General features: G+C 38.0%; 13 protein-coding genes and 1 tRNA gene. 6 read left to right on the top strand and 8 right to left on the bottom strand.

The genetic code is table 11. From position 1 onward, the window contains the following. The first annotated feature begins 73 nt into the window (after positions 1-73). From BM367_RS07570 to BM367_RS07550, 5 genes are all read left to right on the top strand, one after another. Positions 74-2,239 (top strand): GumC family protein, encoded by a 2,166-nt coding sequence (locus BM367_RS07570; RefSeq protein WP_092459486.1) that lies wholly within the window; start codon positions 74-76, stop codon positions 2,237-2,239. Position 2,240: 1 nt separating this feature from the next. Beyond that, positions 2,241-3,374: an acyltransferase family protein gene (locus BM367_RS07565; RefSeq protein ID WP_092459484.1), complete on the top strand. Its 1,134-nt coding sequence runs from the start codon at positions 2,241-2,243 to the stop codon at positions 3,372-3,374. A 110-nt stretch (positions 3,375-3,484) separates the two neighbouring features. Next, the gene (locus BM367_RS07560) at positions 3,485-4,927 is read left to right on the top strand and encodes an O-antigen ligase family protein (RefSeq protein WP_092459482.1); all 1,443 of its coding nucleotides are present in this window, start codon (positions 3,485-3,487) and stop codon (positions 4,925-4,927) included. Beyond that, positions 4,924-5,649, top strand: a complete 726-nt coding sequence (locus tag BM367_RS07555; protein ID WP_092459480.1) for a TolC family protein — start codon at positions 4,924-4,926, stop codon at positions 5,647-5,649. Before BM367_RS07560 ends, BM367_RS07555 begins: the two co-directional genes overlap by 4 nt. 17 nt (positions 5,650-5,666) lie before the next feature. Then, the gene (locus BM367_RS07550; RefSeq protein ID WP_092459478.1) at positions 5,667-7,235 is read left to right on the top strand and encodes an ArnT family glycosyltransferase; all 1,569 of its coding nucleotides are present in this window, start codon (positions 5,667-5,669) and stop codon (positions 7,233-7,235) included. A gap of 67 nt (positions 7,236-7,302) precedes the next feature. On the opposite strand, the gene BM367_RS07545 is transcribed toward BM367_RS07550, so the two are convergent. Beyond that, the gene (locus BM367_RS07545) at positions 7,303-8,295 is read right to left on the bottom strand and encodes a zinc-dependent alcohol dehydrogenase family protein (RefSeq protein ID WP_092459476.1); all 993 of its coding nucleotides are present in this window, start codon (positions 8,293-8,295) and stop codon (positions 7,303-7,305) included. A 38-nt stretch (positions 8,296-8,333) separates the two neighbouring features. After that, positions 8,334-8,651 (bottom strand): hypothetical protein, encoded by a 318-nt coding sequence (locus BM367_RS07540; RefSeq protein ID WP_092459474.1) that lies wholly within the window; start codon positions 8,649-8,651, stop codon positions 8,334-8,336. Positions 8,652-8,823: 172 nt separating this feature from the next. Here BM367_RS07540 and BM367_RS07535 point away from each other — a divergent pair. Beyond that, positions 8,824-8,895: transfer RNA gene (locus BM367_RS07535), tRNA-Arg, on the top strand. Positions 8,896-8,980: 85 nt separating this feature from the next. Here the strand turns inward: BM367_RS07535 and lysA are convergent. From lysA to BM367_RS07505, 6 genes are all read right to left on the bottom strand, one after another. Continuing rightward, positions 8,981-10,213: a diaminopimelate decarboxylase gene (gene lysA, locus BM367_RS07530; protein ID WP_092459472.1), complete on the bottom strand. Its 1,233-nt coding sequence runs from the start codon at positions 10,211-10,213 to the stop codon at positions 8,981-8,983. A gap of 52 nt (positions 10,214-10,265) precedes the next feature. Continuing rightward, positions 10,266-11,642 (bottom strand): dipeptidase, encoded by a 1,377-nt coding sequence (locus BM367_RS07525; RefSeq protein WP_092459470.1) that lies wholly within the window; start codon positions 11,640-11,642, stop codon positions 10,266-10,268. Between the two features lie 91 nt (positions 11,643-11,733). Further along, a complete protein-coding gene (locus BM367_RS07520; protein ID WP_092459468.1) occupies positions 11,734-12,834 on the bottom strand; it encodes a hybrid sensor histidine kinase/response regulator in 1,101 nt (366 codons plus the stop codon). Positions 12,835-12,847: 13 nt separating this feature from the next. Beyond that, a complete protein-coding gene (locus BM367_RS07515) occupies positions 12,848-15,070 on the bottom strand; it encodes a sensor histidine kinase (RefSeq protein WP_092459466.1) in 2,223 nt (740 codons plus the stop codon). Next, the gene (locus BM367_RS07510) at positions 15,067-16,191 is read right to left on the bottom strand and encodes a ThiF family adenylyltransferase (protein ID WP_092459464.1); all 1,125 of its coding nucleotides are present in this window, start codon (positions 16,189-16,191) and stop codon (positions 15,067-15,069) included. Before BM367_RS07510 ends, BM367_RS07515 begins: the two co-directional genes overlap by 4 nt. Then, positions 16,188-16,880, bottom strand: coding sequence for a hypothetical protein (locus BM367_RS07505; protein WP_092459462.1), 693 nt, complete (start codon positions 16,878-16,880; stop codon positions 16,188-16,190). The genes BM367_RS07510 and BM367_RS07505 overlap by 4 nt, the downstream gene beginning before the upstream one ends. Positions 16,881-16,944 lie beyond the last annotated feature (64 nt).

Genomic DNA, 16,944 nt, shown 5'->3' with positions numbered 1-16,944 from the left:
GAAGGTCAAAAATCTGGTCCTCTTTCGGGAGGACCGGATTTTTTATTATCTTACACAGCAAAGAAATCCTGTTATGGATATCGTTTATTTCATTCGAGCCGTATGGAAACGCAAATGGCTGATTATCATCATATTCCTGATTACTTTGATTGCAGCCTATTTCTTTACACTGCATGAAAAAAAGAAATATTTCTCCAAGGCGGAAATTGCTACTGGATTTACCATGAATGATCAGGTAAGGCTGGGTAACGATCAGGGATTCGATATTTATACCATCAACCTGAAATTCGACAATATCGTAAAAACATTCACATCCCCTCAGGTGATTAGCCTGCTGTCCTACAGCTTAATCCTTCACGACCTCAATCCATCACAAACCGTCTTTCGAAATCCCAATGAAGCAGATCTTCAGCAAATATTCTCCCAGATTCCCAGAAGTGAAGCCATCAAAATTTTCTCCGAAAAGTTAGAGCAAATGAAGATGCTTTCTTCATTTGATAGTACAGAAAGAAAGTTAATTGAATTATTGAAAACATATGGATACGACGAAGAATCATTGCTTGCTGATATTCAGGTATATAGGCTGGAACAAACTGATTATGTGGATATTGATTGCACGACTGAGAATCCATTACTCTCTGCATTTATCGCAAACACTCTTTGCAAGCAATTCAACAGGTTTTATACCAGTTATCTGATACAACGCTCAGCTGAAAACATTCAGTTGCTGGATACGATGATTGCACAAAAAAAGGCTTTCCTTGACTCTCAGGAAAATCGGCTTAACAATGTGCTTCGAGGTGGGGATGCTGCAATTGCAGATGCAAACATTTCCCTGATTCAGGATTATCAAACCAAACTTCAACAAAAACAAAGTGATCTAAACAATGCACAAATCGCACTAAAAGAGGTAGAAAAGCAGATTGCACAATATGACCAGTTGCAAAAAACCATATTCGAAAATAATACATCCATAATTCAGCTGAATCGACAAATCAGTGACTTGCAAGCTCAGTATGACAATAATCCATCACCTGATCTCGCCAACAAAATTGCATCTTTGCGGAGACAGCTACAAGATAAATTATCGGAAAACGCGCAAAACTCTCTTAGTGATTTACCACCAAAAGCTACCCTGATTCAGAAACAATCAGATCTTCAGGTAGAAATCCAATCAGACCAGGCCGATATCCAGAATTTACAGAATTCAATACGCACTCTATCAGCAAATATCCGTTCATCAGCAAGTAGGAATGTAATTATTGATGCACTTCAGAAAGAAGTAGACCGAGCCCGTGCTGATTATTTAAATGCACAAGATAAATATAATAACATTATCAATCAGGGAGCAAAAGATGCAGGATTTAAACAAATCCTAATTGCCCAACCTGCAGTTAATCCTCTTCCTTCTCATCGTTTTATTATCATGGGTCTATCCGGCTTTACAGCTGTTTGCTTCACCATATTCTTAATCGTGTTTATTGAATATATTGATCTTTCTATTAAAACACCATCCTTCTTTGTGAAACAAACTGGCTTACCTATACTAAGTCCTATTAATAGAGTAAATTTGAAGAAAAATAAAATATGGGAATTGTTATCCCAGGCCTCCCCCAAATCTGAAAAACGACAAAATACAATTCGCGAACTTATTCGAAAAGTAAGACACCAAATTGAAAAATCAGGAAACAGAATCATATTATTCACAAGTACAGAACCACAACAGGGAAAAACCACATTAATTCAAGCACTTGCCTTCAGTTTTAGCTTAAGTAAAAAGAAGGTACTGATGATTGATACGAATTTCTGTAATAATGATCTAACTGTACTAACAGGAGCGAAACCCACACTCGAACAATTTTCTACTCAAAATATCAAAATATCGCGTGAAGAGCTCGAGCAGGTTGTAACTCATACATCCATTCCGCTCGTAGATGTCATTGGTTGTGAGGGAGGTGATTATACTCCTAATGAAATTTTGCCAGATGGAAATCTTCTTGAACACTTAAAAGACTTACTGGATTGGTATGATTACATATTCCTGGAAGCTGCACCCATGAATGAATATACAGATACCAAAGAAATGGTAGAATACGTAGATGGGATTATAGCTGTTTTCTCATCTGAAGCCATAATAAAAGAAGATGACCAGGAAGGCATTAATTACCTGAAAAGTCTGAACGGGAAATTCAACGGAGCTATCTTAAACAAGGTAGAGTTTGAGAATTTAGACCGCTAACATGAAACTGAAAATTAAATATTGGATTGAATATTTTTTTAACATCTCCCATGCAACCCAAAGCAGGCTGTCATGGGTTGATTATGCAAAAGGAATTGCCCTGATTCTGGTAGCTTATCGCCATATCCTTATCGGATTTGAAAGGGCCGGGTTACCCATACACATCATACTGTTAAAAGCAAATGAAATGTTCTTCAGCTTCCGGATGCCCTTATTCTTTATTTTATCCGGAATATTTATCAGCAAAAGCCTTGAAAAAAGAGGATGGCTTAATCTGATTAAAGTTAAATCACAAACATTGCTTTATCCCTATATTCTTTGGTGCACCATACAGATCACATTGCAAATCTTATTTTCCAAATATACAAACTCAGATCGAACTCTTCATGATTTTACATACATCATAACTAACCCGGATGCACTTGATCAAATGTGGTATCTATTTGCACTATTTAATGTGTCTGTACTTTACATTATATTAAAATATCTGTTAAAAATACCAGCATTAATTCAATTGGGGGTAGGAATAATATTTTATTATTTATCGACAAAGTATAACAGTGGCCCCATAAGAGATCTTCTCTATTTTTATCCTTTTTTTGCCTTAGGTGATCTGGTTTCAAGCTATCTGCTAAATAAGAAGTTCTATCCTATTTATAGATCGCATGGTTTGTTTTTTGGGATTCTTCCTGCTTTTATAATTTCACAATGGTATTTCTTACAACATGAGAATATAGAATATACCCACATCTTCCAATTTGCTGGAGTGGCATTGATTGGATGTGCCTTTATGTTAAATATATGTTTTATCTTGGGGAAATATGATAAACTGAATTTTCTGAAGATAGTCGGATACCATTCATTATATATATACATACTCCATGTAGGAATAGCCTCATTATTCAGAGTGTTATTCACACATGGTTTAGAAATCAGAAACACAAATCTTCTACTTCCTATTAACCTGATTCTGTCAATCACGCTCAGCATCATGCTATACAACCTAATTATAAGAAATGGTGGATGGTTTATTTTTATATTAGACAAAAAAAGAATAAATAATAGCATAAATCAGGAAAAACAACCCATAAAGTTAGAAAATGCAAATAAAGTAACATTCTCATTATATAACTAAAATGAGCAGAAGGCATTCAAACGAAGAAATTCTGGAAATAATCATGACCATTTTTATTATCATTTGGATAATTATAATATTTCTGAAAATAGAATTTTTTTAGGATCTAAATGATAACAGCCAACAAAATATATCATAAAAAGCAATACACTTCTATAATAATATCGGTGCTACTGCTGGCAGTAGTCTTGATCTCTTATGCTTATTCGCTCTCCTTGCAGACTGGAGGGTTATTATTTTTAGTAATTGTTTCTCTAATAGTTTTATTTATCAGCATAGCTTATCCTGGAATTGCTTATTATTTAGATATTCTGTATGGCTTTCTGACCTATTTTTTCATCAGGTTATTGAATCTAAGTATTCCTGTTAGTACTGGTGGAGAGTTTCTTACAGGAGCCATATTTGTGGGTATCATACTAAGGAAAATTATTCACCATGAGCGTTTATGGCATCATATACATAATCCTTTTACTTATGCTTATGTAATTATTTTGATTTATTTTGGATTGGAAGCATTTAATCCAAATGCCTATCCACCTGTCGGATGGATGAAAATATATCCTGTCACAGTGATGGGATTTGTATTCTATTTGATTTCATTATACCTATTTAAAACTGAAAAAGAAATTTATTTTTTCATCAAATTCTGGATCATAATAGCCTTTTTAGTCGCGTTATATGGATGCATGCAGCAATGGCTTGGATTACCCCCATGGGAATACAGAAGATTAATGAGCGACCCACATACATTCGGCATACTGTTCCAGGGTGGATTTATCAGAAAATATTCTACTTTATCTGATCCAGCAGCATTTGGTGTATTTCTATCTGGAACCATCGTTTTCTGCATCAGTATACTACTAATGAAACTATCAGTAAAAAAATCGGCTTTACTTATTATTGCAATTATCTTTATGTTGCTGGGCATGTCTTACTCAGGGACCCGGACAGCAACTGCCGTAATACCGTTTGGAATAATTTTTCTTGGCTTACTCACAATTCAAAATAGAAAAACACTTATTGTCATTGGAGGTGTTCTATTGATTGGTACCGCATTAATCTTATCTCCGCTCCAAAATGGAGTACTTAACAGAGTAAGAAGCGCATTCCATCCCAGCCAGGATCCATCGATGATTGTTAGGGATCTTAATCGAAGATCAAAACAATCATACATGCATCATCATCCAATTGGAGGGGGAATAAAAACAACCGGATTTGAAGCACTGGAATTATACCCACACCATCCCCTTGCAGGATTTCCCCCCGATAGTGTATTTGTTCAGAACGCTCTTGAAATCGGATGGATAGGCTTTATCATTCAGCTTATCACATACTTTATTGTGTTAAAATTTGCTATCCATCAATATTATCATCAACCTTCTCATAGGCATAAAATCATTTTTGCGGGGTTTGCTGCCGCTCTATTTACCTGGTTTTTATCGGATTATTCACAAGGTGCCATCAGCAATTTTAGTATTAGTTTTATCTATAACGGCATTTTAGCAGCTATGATAAAGTTAAAATACATTCAATCAGAAAAAAATATCATATGAAGATTGTTCTCAGGCTATTTATTCTTATAATCGGTTTGAATCCGATCTTATTATTTGGGCAACAGAATACCCAACAAGGTTCTAATAACATAATATATGGAATATATATTCCAGAAGATGATCCAGTTGCGAAACAACTTGTGCTACTTGCACTTGAAAATGCAGATGCAAAATCTGCCGAGCTACAAGTTGAGGCTGCAAACGAGCAACTCAAACTCGCCAAAACAGATTGGTGGAACAATGTAGCGCTATCCGGAAATATAAATGAATACTCTATCAGTCCGCCTAAAAATTTAACCAATATTTACTACCCCAGATACAACTTTGGTGGCACTATTCCATTGGGTATATTTACTACTCACGCTCATAAGGTCAGGCAAGCAAGAAAAGAACTGGAAATTGCTCAAATGGCCAAGCTGAGTAAATTTGAAGAAATTAAAACCAATGTATTAAGCAAATATCAAGATTATCTGATGTATAAACAACAGTTGACCATTGAAACATCTGTGGTTGAAAATCTGTACAATACTTATCTTCAAGCGGAACAAAAATTCAGAAACGGGCAGATCAGTGTGGATGAATATAACAATGCTCTTCAGTCTTACAATGAAGAACTCAGCAAAAAAATCTCCCTGCAAAGAGATTTAAATGTGTCGAAGTTAGAGATCGAAAGGTTGATTGGAGTGCCCTTAGAGAATGTATTAAGAGCAGTAAATAAATAGATTGTATACATAACCTTATGATAAGCATACAAAGATTCAATGCATCTGTTTTAGCAAAGGAGTTTCTTCCCAGAAAATATCTGCATGCCATAATTATTATTTTATCTTTACCAACAACTGCACTTCTGCTTTCCTCACTAAGATGGCATTATCTGGTTGATAGCCCAATATTTCAATACATAGCCAGAAAGCTATTGGACGGCGCTATCCCATACAAGGAAATATTTGATATGAATATGCCGGGTACCTACTGGATACATATGGCTACCCTTAAACTATTTGGTGAATCGAACCTAGGGTTTCGCATAGTAGATCTTTTATTTTTATGTATCACCCTGTTTGCCGGAGGTAAGATATTAAAGCCATTCGGAGCCACATCAATTTTGCTTTTTGTAATCTCTTTTGCTGGCATTCATCTTTCGGGAGGAGAAGCAGCTATGGGAGAAAGAGATTTTTTTATGATAGCATGCATCAGTGTATCTACTTGGTTATTCCTGAATGCACAAAAAAAATATTATTTTCTGAATCTGTTTTTATCCGGAATATTTGTGGGATACGCAACGGGAATTAAACCTACAGGAATCTTATTCTTTATCCTTCTATTTGCTACACTTTTCTTAAGTCAGAAAGATAATCATAATAAAATGCTTAAAGGAATCTTGTTAATCACATTTGGTTATCTTTTCTTTCCTGTTTTATTTGTTTTATGGATTATGTATAAAGGTGGATTATCCAGTTTTCTGGACATGTTAATTCATTATCTGCCTATATATGGTAAGGGAGCTAAAAACAATATCTTTACCCTGATAAGCACAATATGGCGAACTCCTGTAGGGATAATGCTTATTTTCTTCATTTTGAGTATGCCCTTTCTTAGAGAATTGATTCATGATAATAGCAGGAAAAGAATTATCAATTTGTTGATTGTTTCCGGGATACTACTCTCTCTGATACATTATCTGACACAGGGTACTGATTTTTATTATCATTTGTATCCTCTGTATTTTTTTTCATCTGTATTTCTTTCAATTATTGTCTATTATCTTTTAGGATCAGATGATAAAAGAATAAAAATATTTGGATTCCTGATAATTGTATCATGGATGTGTATATTAGACTTATTTACTATTCCAACAATTGTAAAAAAGGTAAATCCTATAAATCAATATGACAGGAATGTAGCTGAGCAGCCAGGTATGATTGAGGAAATCGTAAACAAATTGAGAAAAGACTCCATTCATAAGCATGAAAAAGTACAGGTGTTCGATGAATTAGGAGGCGGATCTAATGTACTTTTAGAATTGCATGCTGATATTCCTACCAGATTTTTACAAGAAATTCATTTCACGGAAATGGAATGGAAGGGTGTTTTCCCGCCTTACCTGCAAAGCTTGTGGGATGAATTTATTTTTGGACTTTACGCCCATAAGCCACAATATATCGTTATGTTCAAAAGCAGCTATTTTTACCTGAACAAAGCAAGTAATGAAGGAGAGAAAATTGAACTCAATCATTTTATCAAAGAATACTATAAGGCCATTGAAGAGGGGGAAAAGTACATCATTTATAAAGTAAAAGATCCCTGATCTTAATGTAGCAGTGTTTAATTTATTAGCTTCAAGGGCGACCTGTAACTCAAAATTAAAAAGATCATCATTTCTCCATCCTCAACACTGCAGCTCCTTTAATATGGCCGGCCTTCAGGTCAGCCAATGCCCGATTGGCTTGTGAAAGTGGATAAAAGCTCACCTCCGTATGGATGGGAATGTGTTGAATAGTAGCAAAAAAAGCTTCGCCGTCTTCACGCGTTAGGTTGGCTACCGATTGTATGTTACGTTCTTCCCACAACCAGCGATACGGGAATGATGGAATATCGCTCATGTGAATGCCTCCGCAAATGACCTGTCCGCCTTTATCTACTGCCTGCAACGCCTGCGGAATCAACGTTCCTACCGGTGCAAAGAGGATAGCTGCATCCAGCCTGACAGGCGGCAGATCAGACGATCCTCCCGCCCAATATGCACCCATACGCCGGGCAAAACGCTGCCCTGCCTGATCGCCATCGCGCGTGAAAGCGTAGATTTCTTTGCCCTGGTGCGAAGCAATTTGTGTCAGAATATGCGCGGCCGCTCCAAATCCGTACAGGCCAATCCGACGAGCCGAAGGATGAATCATGCGATACGACCGAAAACCAATCAGGCCCGCGCAAAGCAAAGGTGCCATTTCGGGTCTGCGGCAGTTTTCAGGCAAAGCAAAGGCATAATCTTGATGTACCACTGTATACTCAGCATATCCTCCCTGCCGTGTATAACCGGTAAACTGAGCACGTTCACACAGGTTTTCCATGCCTTTCTGGCAATACACACAATGCCCGCAGGTATAGCCCAACCACGGAATACCTACCCAATCGCCTATCTGCCAGCGGGTTACATCTGTGCCCAGTGCTTCAACCTGGCCGATGATTTCATGTCCGGGAATCAATGGCAAAAGCGGGTCAGGCAGTTCGCCATCCACCACATGCAAATCAGTTCGACACACACCACAGGCTATTACACGCACAAGGACTTCATCGGGCCCGGGCTCTGGCACAGGCCATTGCTCCTCCTGCAACGGCTTGCCCACTTCATGCAAAACCATGGCTTTCATGTGTATCGGAACACGCTTCATCCAAATCTACTGAAATATCAAACAAAAGCAACATGGCTTAGCTCAGCCTGGCCCGCATAATTCCTGAACAAGCGATCAAACAATACCCGAAGGATCTGCAATACATCTCTGCCTTTCAAATTCCCGGTAACTGTGCGATCAGGGCCATCCAGTTTTAGATAAACTATGTACTGGCCTGCATCTTCCTCATCTACACGCACCCCCACATATTCAAGCCGAATACCTTTTTTCTCGGCCCGTTCAATTTCTTTTACGCACTGCCTGAGCACAGGCAGAAAATCGTCTTGCCTTTGCAAATGAACAGAAATGGCAGCGGTATAATTATCTATTCTCATGGTAAAAAGGATTTTTAAAATCGGAGAAGATATAACAAACTTAAGCGCTAAAAACTATCGAAATGGTGATCGAAGTCACTGGATGATGATGATTTTGGTCAACTCGTGCAATCGGTAGAAAACACAAAATCATTTTAGCAGGTACAAGGAATTCGTACATTTGCATCGTGTTGGCCCCGTAGTTCAATGGATAGAACAGCGGTTTCCTAAACCGTTAATACAGGTTCGATTCCTGTCGGGGCTACTAACCCCCGCATAATAATTTACAGGCATGGTTACAAAAGGTGCCGAAGCTGCAACAAACAACTAACCAAAATAAGTTCAAAGGCTTAATCCAGCACTTCAATTTGATTGCGCAGCAAATCATCTAAAGTTTCGCGGGAACGAATCAGATGATATTGATTATCTTTTACCAGTACTTCAGCAGGCCGCAAACGGGAATTGTAGTTGGATGACATTTCAAATCCATACGCACCGGCATTGTAAAAAACCAAATAATCGCCTTCGCGGATTTCATTGATTTTCCGGTCCCAGGCAAAAGTATCGGTTTCACAAATATATCCCACTACGGTATAAATACGTTCCGGCCCTTGGGGATTGGAAATATTGCGGATCATATGATAGGCATCATAAAACATCGGGCGGATCAGATGATTGAATCCGGAGTTGACACCGGCAAACACCGTAGCCAATGTTTGTTTAATCACATTCACTTTTACCACAAAATAGCCTGCCTGGCTAACCAGGTATTTACCGGGTTCAAAACATAAGGTAAGCGGACGATGATATTGGCCTGCAAACTGATTAAATAAGTTGGATAATTTTTCACCCAACAAATCGATATCGGTTTCCGTATCATCGGGATGATAGGCTACTTTAAAGCCACTGCCCAAATCAATAAAATCAAGCTGATCAAAATGCTGAGCCATATCCAGCAATATTTCCACGCCCCGCAGAAACACATCTACATCTTTGATTTCCGAACCTGTATGCATGTGCAGGCCGTTTACATGTAACCCGGTTGATTTCACCACGCGTTCAATATGGCGAATCTGATGAATGGAAATTCCAAATTTGCTATCGATATGACCTGTTGAAATTTTGTAATGCCCGCCTGCATTGATATGCGGATTCAGGCGAATGCACACCGGATAGGATCCACCAAAGCGATTTCCAAACTGTTCCAGGATGGAAATATTATCGATATTAATTTTAACACCTAATTCCTTGGCAGCTATCATTTCATCCAGATCCACACAATTCGGTGTAAAGATGATTTGCTGAGGTTCAAAACCTGCACGAAGTCCCAGTTGCACTTCCTGAATAGAAACCGTATCCAGCCCTGCACCCAGCTGCCGCATGAGTTTCAAGATATTGATATTGGTCAATGCCTTGCAAGCATAATAAATCTGCACAGGGGCCTTCTGAAAAGCTTTCTTCATCTTTTCATACTGCCGCTGAATTTTCTCAGCATGATATACATATACCGGAGTGCCGAACTGGTGGGCAATATCCATCAACACCTGTCCGGGTAATACATCTGCATGGGTATGTCGAGCCATAAATCAAGCAATCATGTGAAATGGGGCAAATTTAGGGGAAAACCACTTGCAGTTATGATTTTAAGTTTTCTTCTGCAAAAAACCGATGAAAATAGGGAATGGTTTCAATGCCTTTGAAAAAGTTAGCCAGATCAAATTTTTCATTGGGTGCATGCAGGCAATCGTCATCCAAACCGAAGCCTAAAAATACCGTATGTACTCCTAATGTTTTCAGGAACACGGAAGTAATAGGAATGCTACCACCTCCGCGCACGGGAACCGGCTCTTTACCCAAAGTGGCCTGCATAGCCCGGGCGGCTGCCCGATAGGCTGGATGGCTGATGGGCAAAACATAGGGATCACCCCCATGTAGAGGTTTGACTTCTACCTGTACACAGGAGGGGGCTATCTTTTTCAGATGATCGCCAAGCAATTGGGTAATTTGCTGATGATCCTGATGTGGCACCAGCCGACACGATATTTTAGCGTAGGCTTTTGATGGCAATACGGTTTTGGCGCCTTCGCCGGTATAGCCGCTCCAGATGCCATTGATTTCAAGCGTGGGCCGAATACCGATCCGTTCGCGCACAGTATAGCCTTTTTCACCCCAAAAATCGCGTACACCCGTTTCCCGTTTAAACTGTTCCGGATCAAATGGAGCCTTGGCCAGCAAGGCACGTTCCTCTGCTGGAATTTCTTCCACGTCATCATAAAAGCCCGGTATATGCACCCGATGATCTGCATCATGCAATTGGGCAATCATCTGGCAGAGGATGGTAGCCGGATTGGGCACAGCGCCCCCATACACGCCGCTATGCAAATCATGATCGGGACCCGTTACTTCTACCTGCACGTATGCCAGTCCACGCACGCCCACATCAATGGAAGGCTGCTGTAAGCTAATCAGAGCCGTATCACTCACCAGCACCACATCACACTTTAGCATGTCGCTGTGTTCCTGCACAAACGTAGTCAGGTGTTTGGAACCAATTTCTTCTTCTCCTTCAATGATAAATTTCAGGTTCACAGGCAGCGTTTGTGTGCGGGTCATGATTTCCAGTGCTTTCACATGCATAAAAAACTGCCCTTTGTCATCGCTGGCTCCTCGTGCGTAAATCCGACCATCGCGGATGATGGGATCAAACGGATCATGATGCCAGAGCGAAAGCGGATCTGCGGGCTGCACATCATAATGTCCATAAACCAACACGGTGGGCAACTGATCGGATACATGTTTTTCAGCATATACTACCGGATGACCTGCTGTTGGAAATATCTGCACCTTGCCAGCACCAGCCTGCTCCAGATATTGTTTAACCAGTTCGGCACATCGTTGTACATCCTGCTTATGAGCTGTATCTGTGCTGATGGAAGGAATGCGGAGCAATTCACTTAACTCCTCTACAAACCGGTCACCATGTTGGGAAATATAATCCTGCCAAGCTTTCATGCAATAAGATTATTACACAAGTTTATGCCTTTTCATTTAAACAAAAAACAGCTGAAAAGATCAGAAGTTAGTTATTGGGAAAATGATTCTTTCACCGTGCGTGCTCCGGATGATTGGGAATACATACCACAAATGTAGTACCCTCACCATACACGGAACGTACATCAATCGTACCACCCATCCGGCTGACAGCTTCTTTGGCAATATATAATCCAATACCTGCACCTGGCTTATTCAAACTTTTGGTTCGGAAAAACATTTTAAAAATGTTTTGCAAATGCTCCTGAACAATCCCGATTCCATTGTCTGATACTTCAATTACAGCCTGGCTGGGATTTACTTTTACCCGTATTGCCACCCAGGGATTTTGCTCATCGGGCTTTTGATATTTTATGGCATTCGATATCAGATTGTTCAATACCACATTGATACGGAAGTTATCACCAATAAAAGGTACAGGTTGATCTACATCAATTTTAAATTCCACATTAAGATGCAGATGCCGGAAACTCTCGATGGTATCTTCAATTTGTTGCCTGAAGTTGATGGGTTCATATTCAATTTCCAGCCTTGAATTCTTGTAATATTCAATGATTTTCTGGATGAAATCATCCAGACGCAGCACGCTGGATTCAATCATCTGCAGGTATCCATTCGGGTCAATGACCGATTGATCCATTTTAGCCAGATTCAGAATGCCGAGCACAGACATTAACGGTGAGCGTAAATCATGGGATACGCTGTAAATAAAGCGACTCAGTTCATCGTTGGTTTTTTCCAGCATCTGCATTTTTTCCCTCAGCTCCATGCGGGTCGTGTAGATTTCATAAGCATTATGAATGGTATTATGCAATTCGGCTTCATTCCAGGGTTTGCGGATATACCGGTAAATACGGCCTTCGTTCACGGCTTCAATCAGGGCTTCCATGTCCATATGTGCTGTCAGCAGCACACGCAAGGGATCCGGATATTTTTTGCGGATATCGGTCAGGAATTCCACGCCGGTCATGCCGGGCATCCGCTGGTCGGCAATCACAAGATGAATGGGCTGCTCCTGTTCAAGAATCTGATAGGCTTCATCGAAATGGGGAGCAGTAAAAACATCGTAATCACGCCGGAAAGTGGCACGAAATGCAGCCAGATTATTGACCTCATCGTCCACATACAATATTCTGATGTGTTCAGCAGGCATACACTTGGTTGTTTTAATCCCTCACCTCCTGAGTCTGCGCGACCGGTTTTGGGGTTGTGGGTAAAATTATGATAAATTCTGAACCCTTTCCATAGGTAGTTTCCACAAAAATTTTTCCTCCGTGTTTTTCCACGATGCTATACACGATGGGCAAACCCAACCCGGTGCCTTCGCCCACTTCCTTGGTGGTAAAGAATGGCTCAAATATTTTTTGTTTGATTTCGGGTGTCATGCCAGTTCCGGTATCGGCCACACTGATGCGGATGTGCTGCCCATCAGGTTCCATAGCTGTAGTGATGATGATTTTTTGTTTTTCTTTTGTTTGTTCGTTTGAAGACGGTAAAGATTTGAGTTTGCTTTTAATTGCGTGGATAGCATTGGTAAGCAGATTCATAAGCATTTGATTCACCTTGCCGGGATAACATTCAATAAGCGGCAGCTGGGCATAATGCTTTTCGACTATTACATCATCCGGAATAGAGTTATTAAGCAGAATAAGAGTGGAGTCAATGCATTCGTGGATATCTGCTTTTTTAAGTTCACTTTCATCCAGGCGGCTGAAGATGCGCAATCCGCGGATAATTTCGGCCGTACGCTCTGCGCCTTCCTCAATACCCTTCAGCAGAATGCGGATTTCGTCAATCAATTCAGGATAATGAATTTTCTTTTTAATGGCTTCTATTTCTTCCATGGCATGTGCAGGAAGCAAAAGCTGGAGTTGTTTTTCATAAGCCTGGATAAGGGCAATCAGATCGTACAGATCCATCTGAAGGGGTTTCACGTTAGATTTGACAAAATTGATGGGGTTATTGATTTCATGGGCAATGCCGGCAGTAAGTTGTCCCAGTGTAGCCATTTTTTCAGCCTGAATAAGCTGTACCTGAGCATCTTGCAGGTTTTTAAGGGTTTGAAGAAGCTCCAGGTTAGCTTTCTCCAGGTCTTCGGTGCGTTTTTTCACCATGCGTTCCAGGGTAAAATTTTGCTGGCTGAGCATCATCCGCACCTCTTCTGATTTCGACAACGCCGCCAGCTGAGCCTGTTCTTTCTCAGCTTTATAGGTATTGATTTTATCGGCAAGAGCAAAGGAAAGTAGCATAGTCTCAAGTGAGGAGCCTATCTCAAGAGAATAAGACGTCAACATATTAAAAGGAATAATACTAAAGTTTCTTAAAACAAAAACAATTACAGAAGTAAGAAATACACCAAGAGCAAGTAAAAAGAATTTTGCGGGTTTATATCCACTAAATGCTACTTTGATTCCCAAAAGTATAGCAATAAAGGAACCAAACATAGCAGCTATCTGTAAGAAAATAAAGCTAAGCAGTCGCAAATTGGTAATTAAAAGAAAAAGTGATGTAGTATAAATAATTCCTATAAAATAAAGTATGTATTCACCTTGTTTGTATGTATTCTTTAGATTGAGAAAATTTCTAATAAACAAAATAGCAGCATACCCATTTAATATAGGAATAATGAAATCAGAATTCAAAGACAAATAATAAAATCTCGGCCAAATGTAAAGATTCCCATATCCGTTTAACGTTACTTGAGTAAGTCCCACAAAAAAGATATATATAACATAAAACAAATAATTATCATCCAAAGTAACGATATAAATAAATAGATTATAGAATATCATAATGATAATGATACCCACATAAATACCAAAAATTAGATTTCTAATACCAATCTGGTTTAAAACACTCTTTATAGAACCAATAAATATAGGTAATTGGAGCTGTTTATATGAATGCAAACGAATGTAATAGGTTGAATACTGATTCGTTGGTAAATGAAGTGAGAACAAAAAATCAGGGGCATTAACTCCTGGAATTTGAGAGTATTTGAGGTTAGACTGATATTTTGAAATTTTTTTAATTACACCATCTTGAAAATAAAAAAAATCAACCGTATCGATGGTAGGATAAGTAATATCTAATATCAAATTATTTTCTCTTGTAGAATTTACAATAGAAAACATTATCCAATAAGTATATCCAGAAATACCAAAGTTCAAATATTCGGAGGTAGACTTTTTAAATATTATTTCCTGTTTTGAAATAATATCATTAATTGAGTACGAAGAATTTGAATCAACAAAATAAAAAACATCATTCCCTATGTTTATCAATTTATTAGGATCTGTGAGATTAATTACATGTGGGTATGTTGGAAAACAATATAATTTGTTTAAAAAAAAGACAACAAAAAAAGTTATATGTAGAAATCTTGTCATTTTACTATAGACTCAACATCAACGTAATATCTACCTGAATTTTTAAATTCACCATTAAATATTCGACGTACAGTGTCTGTAACAATGGCCCCACCTAGCATAACGGAAGAAGCTAATTGAGGCCAAGTAGTGATTGTTTTACCAATTTGTGATAACGAATACTTCATTCTTGGCGACATATTTTCTATGCCAGCGATGGGACCAAGTATTTTAATCTTTTCTTTAATTGTCAATTTAGAAATAGATTTATAATCTAAATTATCAATTAGCCCGTGAAGTATTGGATAATCCTTATTAAGGTCAAATCTTTCAATATCAATCATTCCTCTATCATTCGTATCCATTACTACGGGAATACCATATAATTTAGCTTTAATTCTAGATAAAATTTTAATATCCACACTATCACACTCTTCAATAAGTACATCTAATTTACTATTATTTCCCAAAAGAAATTCATCAATATTATTTTCATTTATCCCATCACAAAAACATATTACCTTAATATAAGGATCAATTAGTGAAATTTCCCTTGCTGCAACTATTGATTTATTCAACGATAAATTTTTTATACTTGTCTTTATTCTATTCAAATTACTTAGCTCAATCTTATCGAAATCAGCCAGCCTGAGTTCTCCGCAAATTCTTTCAATTGCCATAGTTACAGCTATAGATTGACCAACAGATAAACCTATAACACCAACCCTCTTTTTACTAAAAACCTCTTGTTCTTCTTTCGTAATTTTGAACTGATTTCTAGATGTCCTTACTTCAACAAAATCTTCCTCTTCGAGTAAGTGTATTAAAAAGTTCTCCCACGGATAGAAAATCCATACTCCATAACTCAGTTCGTCTCTATCAGAGAAGAATTTATTTACTATACTTTCGATTTGATTTCCATCTAATTCCTTAGAAGGATTTCTTAATTTAATTAATTCATTAACCTGATTCCTAATCGAATTGATAATTCTTATACAGGGATATGATTCTATTAGATACTGTAATGACTTACGATCCTTATCCGTTACAATTTTAAAAAATATAGGAGAGTAAATCGTATCTACATCGCCAATATTATTAACTACTTCTAGAAAATCGGAAAGGTTATAATATTTACTCATGGCTTTATTTTTAATACATACTCTATTAATACTCTACCTAATCTTGTATTATATTCTACATTTTGAATTGGGTTTAACGATAATGCAAAAATTGTTTTTCTGATTTCTTCTTCAGATGTAGGAAGATTAACTAAATCCTCAACAGTCATTACTGTAGCTATCATGTTATCCTTTGGATAGTTAAATATTCCTTTGTTTCCAACTGTTTCCTGAATAGTAAACCCTAATCTTAAACAATATTTAACAGTTGCTGGCGCACAAAGAGCATGAAGTTTCTGAACTCCTAATATTCTAGCTACTGTTATTCCAGTCCAACCCAAATACAGACTACCCACACCATTCATAGCCATAGCCTTAGAATTCCACAATCCACATAATTCAGCTGTCTTAAAATGTGGATTAAAAACTAAATCAAAGATTCTTCGGTCGACTTTACCTACTGCTTCAATCAAAGGAACCTCAATACTTTCATCCACTAATTGGACCCGTGCCCCACCTAAAACTCTTTTATCTGGGATTGATTCAACCAAAATAACATATGTATTATCATGATATACCCAATTAGGAGTATTTGAAGTTATCATACTTATTCCATAAATCTCCAATAACTTTTTATGACCTTCTATAAATCTGAAACATGAATCTGGGTCATCAACCGCTTTAAAAGCAGTAAATCTATACTTTACCATTGTAAATAATCAACTAATATTAGATTTTCTGCTCTCTAAATTAGATGTTTTTTCAAACATTTTC

The organism is Thermoflavifilum thermophilum, assembly GCF_900116565.1.
Taxonomy (GTDB): Bacteria; Bacteroidota; Bacteroidia; order Chitinophagales; family Chitinophagaceae; genus Thermoflavifilum; species Thermoflavifilum thermophilum.
The sequence above is the reverse complement of the archived record's forward strand: the minus strand, read 5'-3'. Positions and strand labels throughout refer to the sequence as shown.

What these genes read in the sequence shown, in the direction of transcription:
- BM367_RS07510 (WP_092459464.1), bottom strand. Translation starts at nt 16,191, where the DNA reads ATGAGTAAATATTATAACCTTTCCGATTTTCTAGAAGTAGTTAATAAT.
- BM367_RS07570 (WP_092459486.1), top strand. Translation starts at nt 74, where the DNA reads ATGGATATCGTTTATTTCATTCGAGCCGTATGGAAACGCAAATGGCTG.
- BM367_RS07545 (WP_092459476.1), bottom strand. Translation starts at nt 8,295, where the DNA reads ATGAAAGCCATGGTTTTGCATGAAGTGGGCAAGCCGTTGCAGGAGGAG.
- lysA (WP_092459472.1), bottom strand. Translation starts at nt 10,213, where the DNA reads ATGGCTCGACATACCCATGCAGATGTATTACCCGGACAGGTGTTGATG.
- BM367_RS07525 (WP_092459470.1), bottom strand. Translation starts at nt 11,642, where the DNA reads ATGAAAGCTTGGCAGGATTATATTTCCCAACATGGTGACCGGTTTGTA.
- BM367_RS07515 (WP_092459466.1), bottom strand. Translation starts at nt 15,070, where the DNA reads ATGACAAGATTTCTACATATAACTTTTTTTGTTGTCTTTTTTTTAAAC.
- BM367_RS07550 (WP_092459478.1), top strand. Translation starts at nt 5,667, where the DNA reads ATGATAAGCATACAAAGATTCAATGCATCTGTTTTAGCAAAGGAGTTT.
- BM367_RS07505 (WP_092459462.1), bottom strand. Translation starts at nt 16,880, where the DNA reads ATGGTAAAGTATAGATTTACTGCTTTTAAAGCGGTTGATGACCCAGAT.
- BM367_RS07555 (WP_092459480.1), top strand. Translation starts at nt 4,924, where the DNA reads ATGAAGATTGTTCTCAGGCTATTTATTCTTATAATCGGTTTGAATCCG.
- BM367_RS07560 (WP_092459482.1), top strand. Translation starts at nt 3,485, where the DNA reads ATGATAACAGCCAACAAAATATATCATAAAAAGCAATACACTTCTATA.
- BM367_RS07520 (WP_092459468.1), bottom strand. Translation starts at nt 12,834, where the DNA reads ATGCCTGCTGAACACATCAGAATATTGTATGTGGACGATGAGGTCAAT.
- BM367_RS07540 (WP_092459474.1), bottom strand. Translation starts at nt 8,651, where the DNA reads ATGAGAATAGATAATTATACCGCTGCCATTTCTGTTCATTTGCAAAGG.
- BM367_RS07565 (WP_092459484.1), top strand. Translation starts at nt 2,241, where the DNA reads ATGAAACTGAAAATTAAATATTGGATTGAATATTTTTTTAACATCTCC.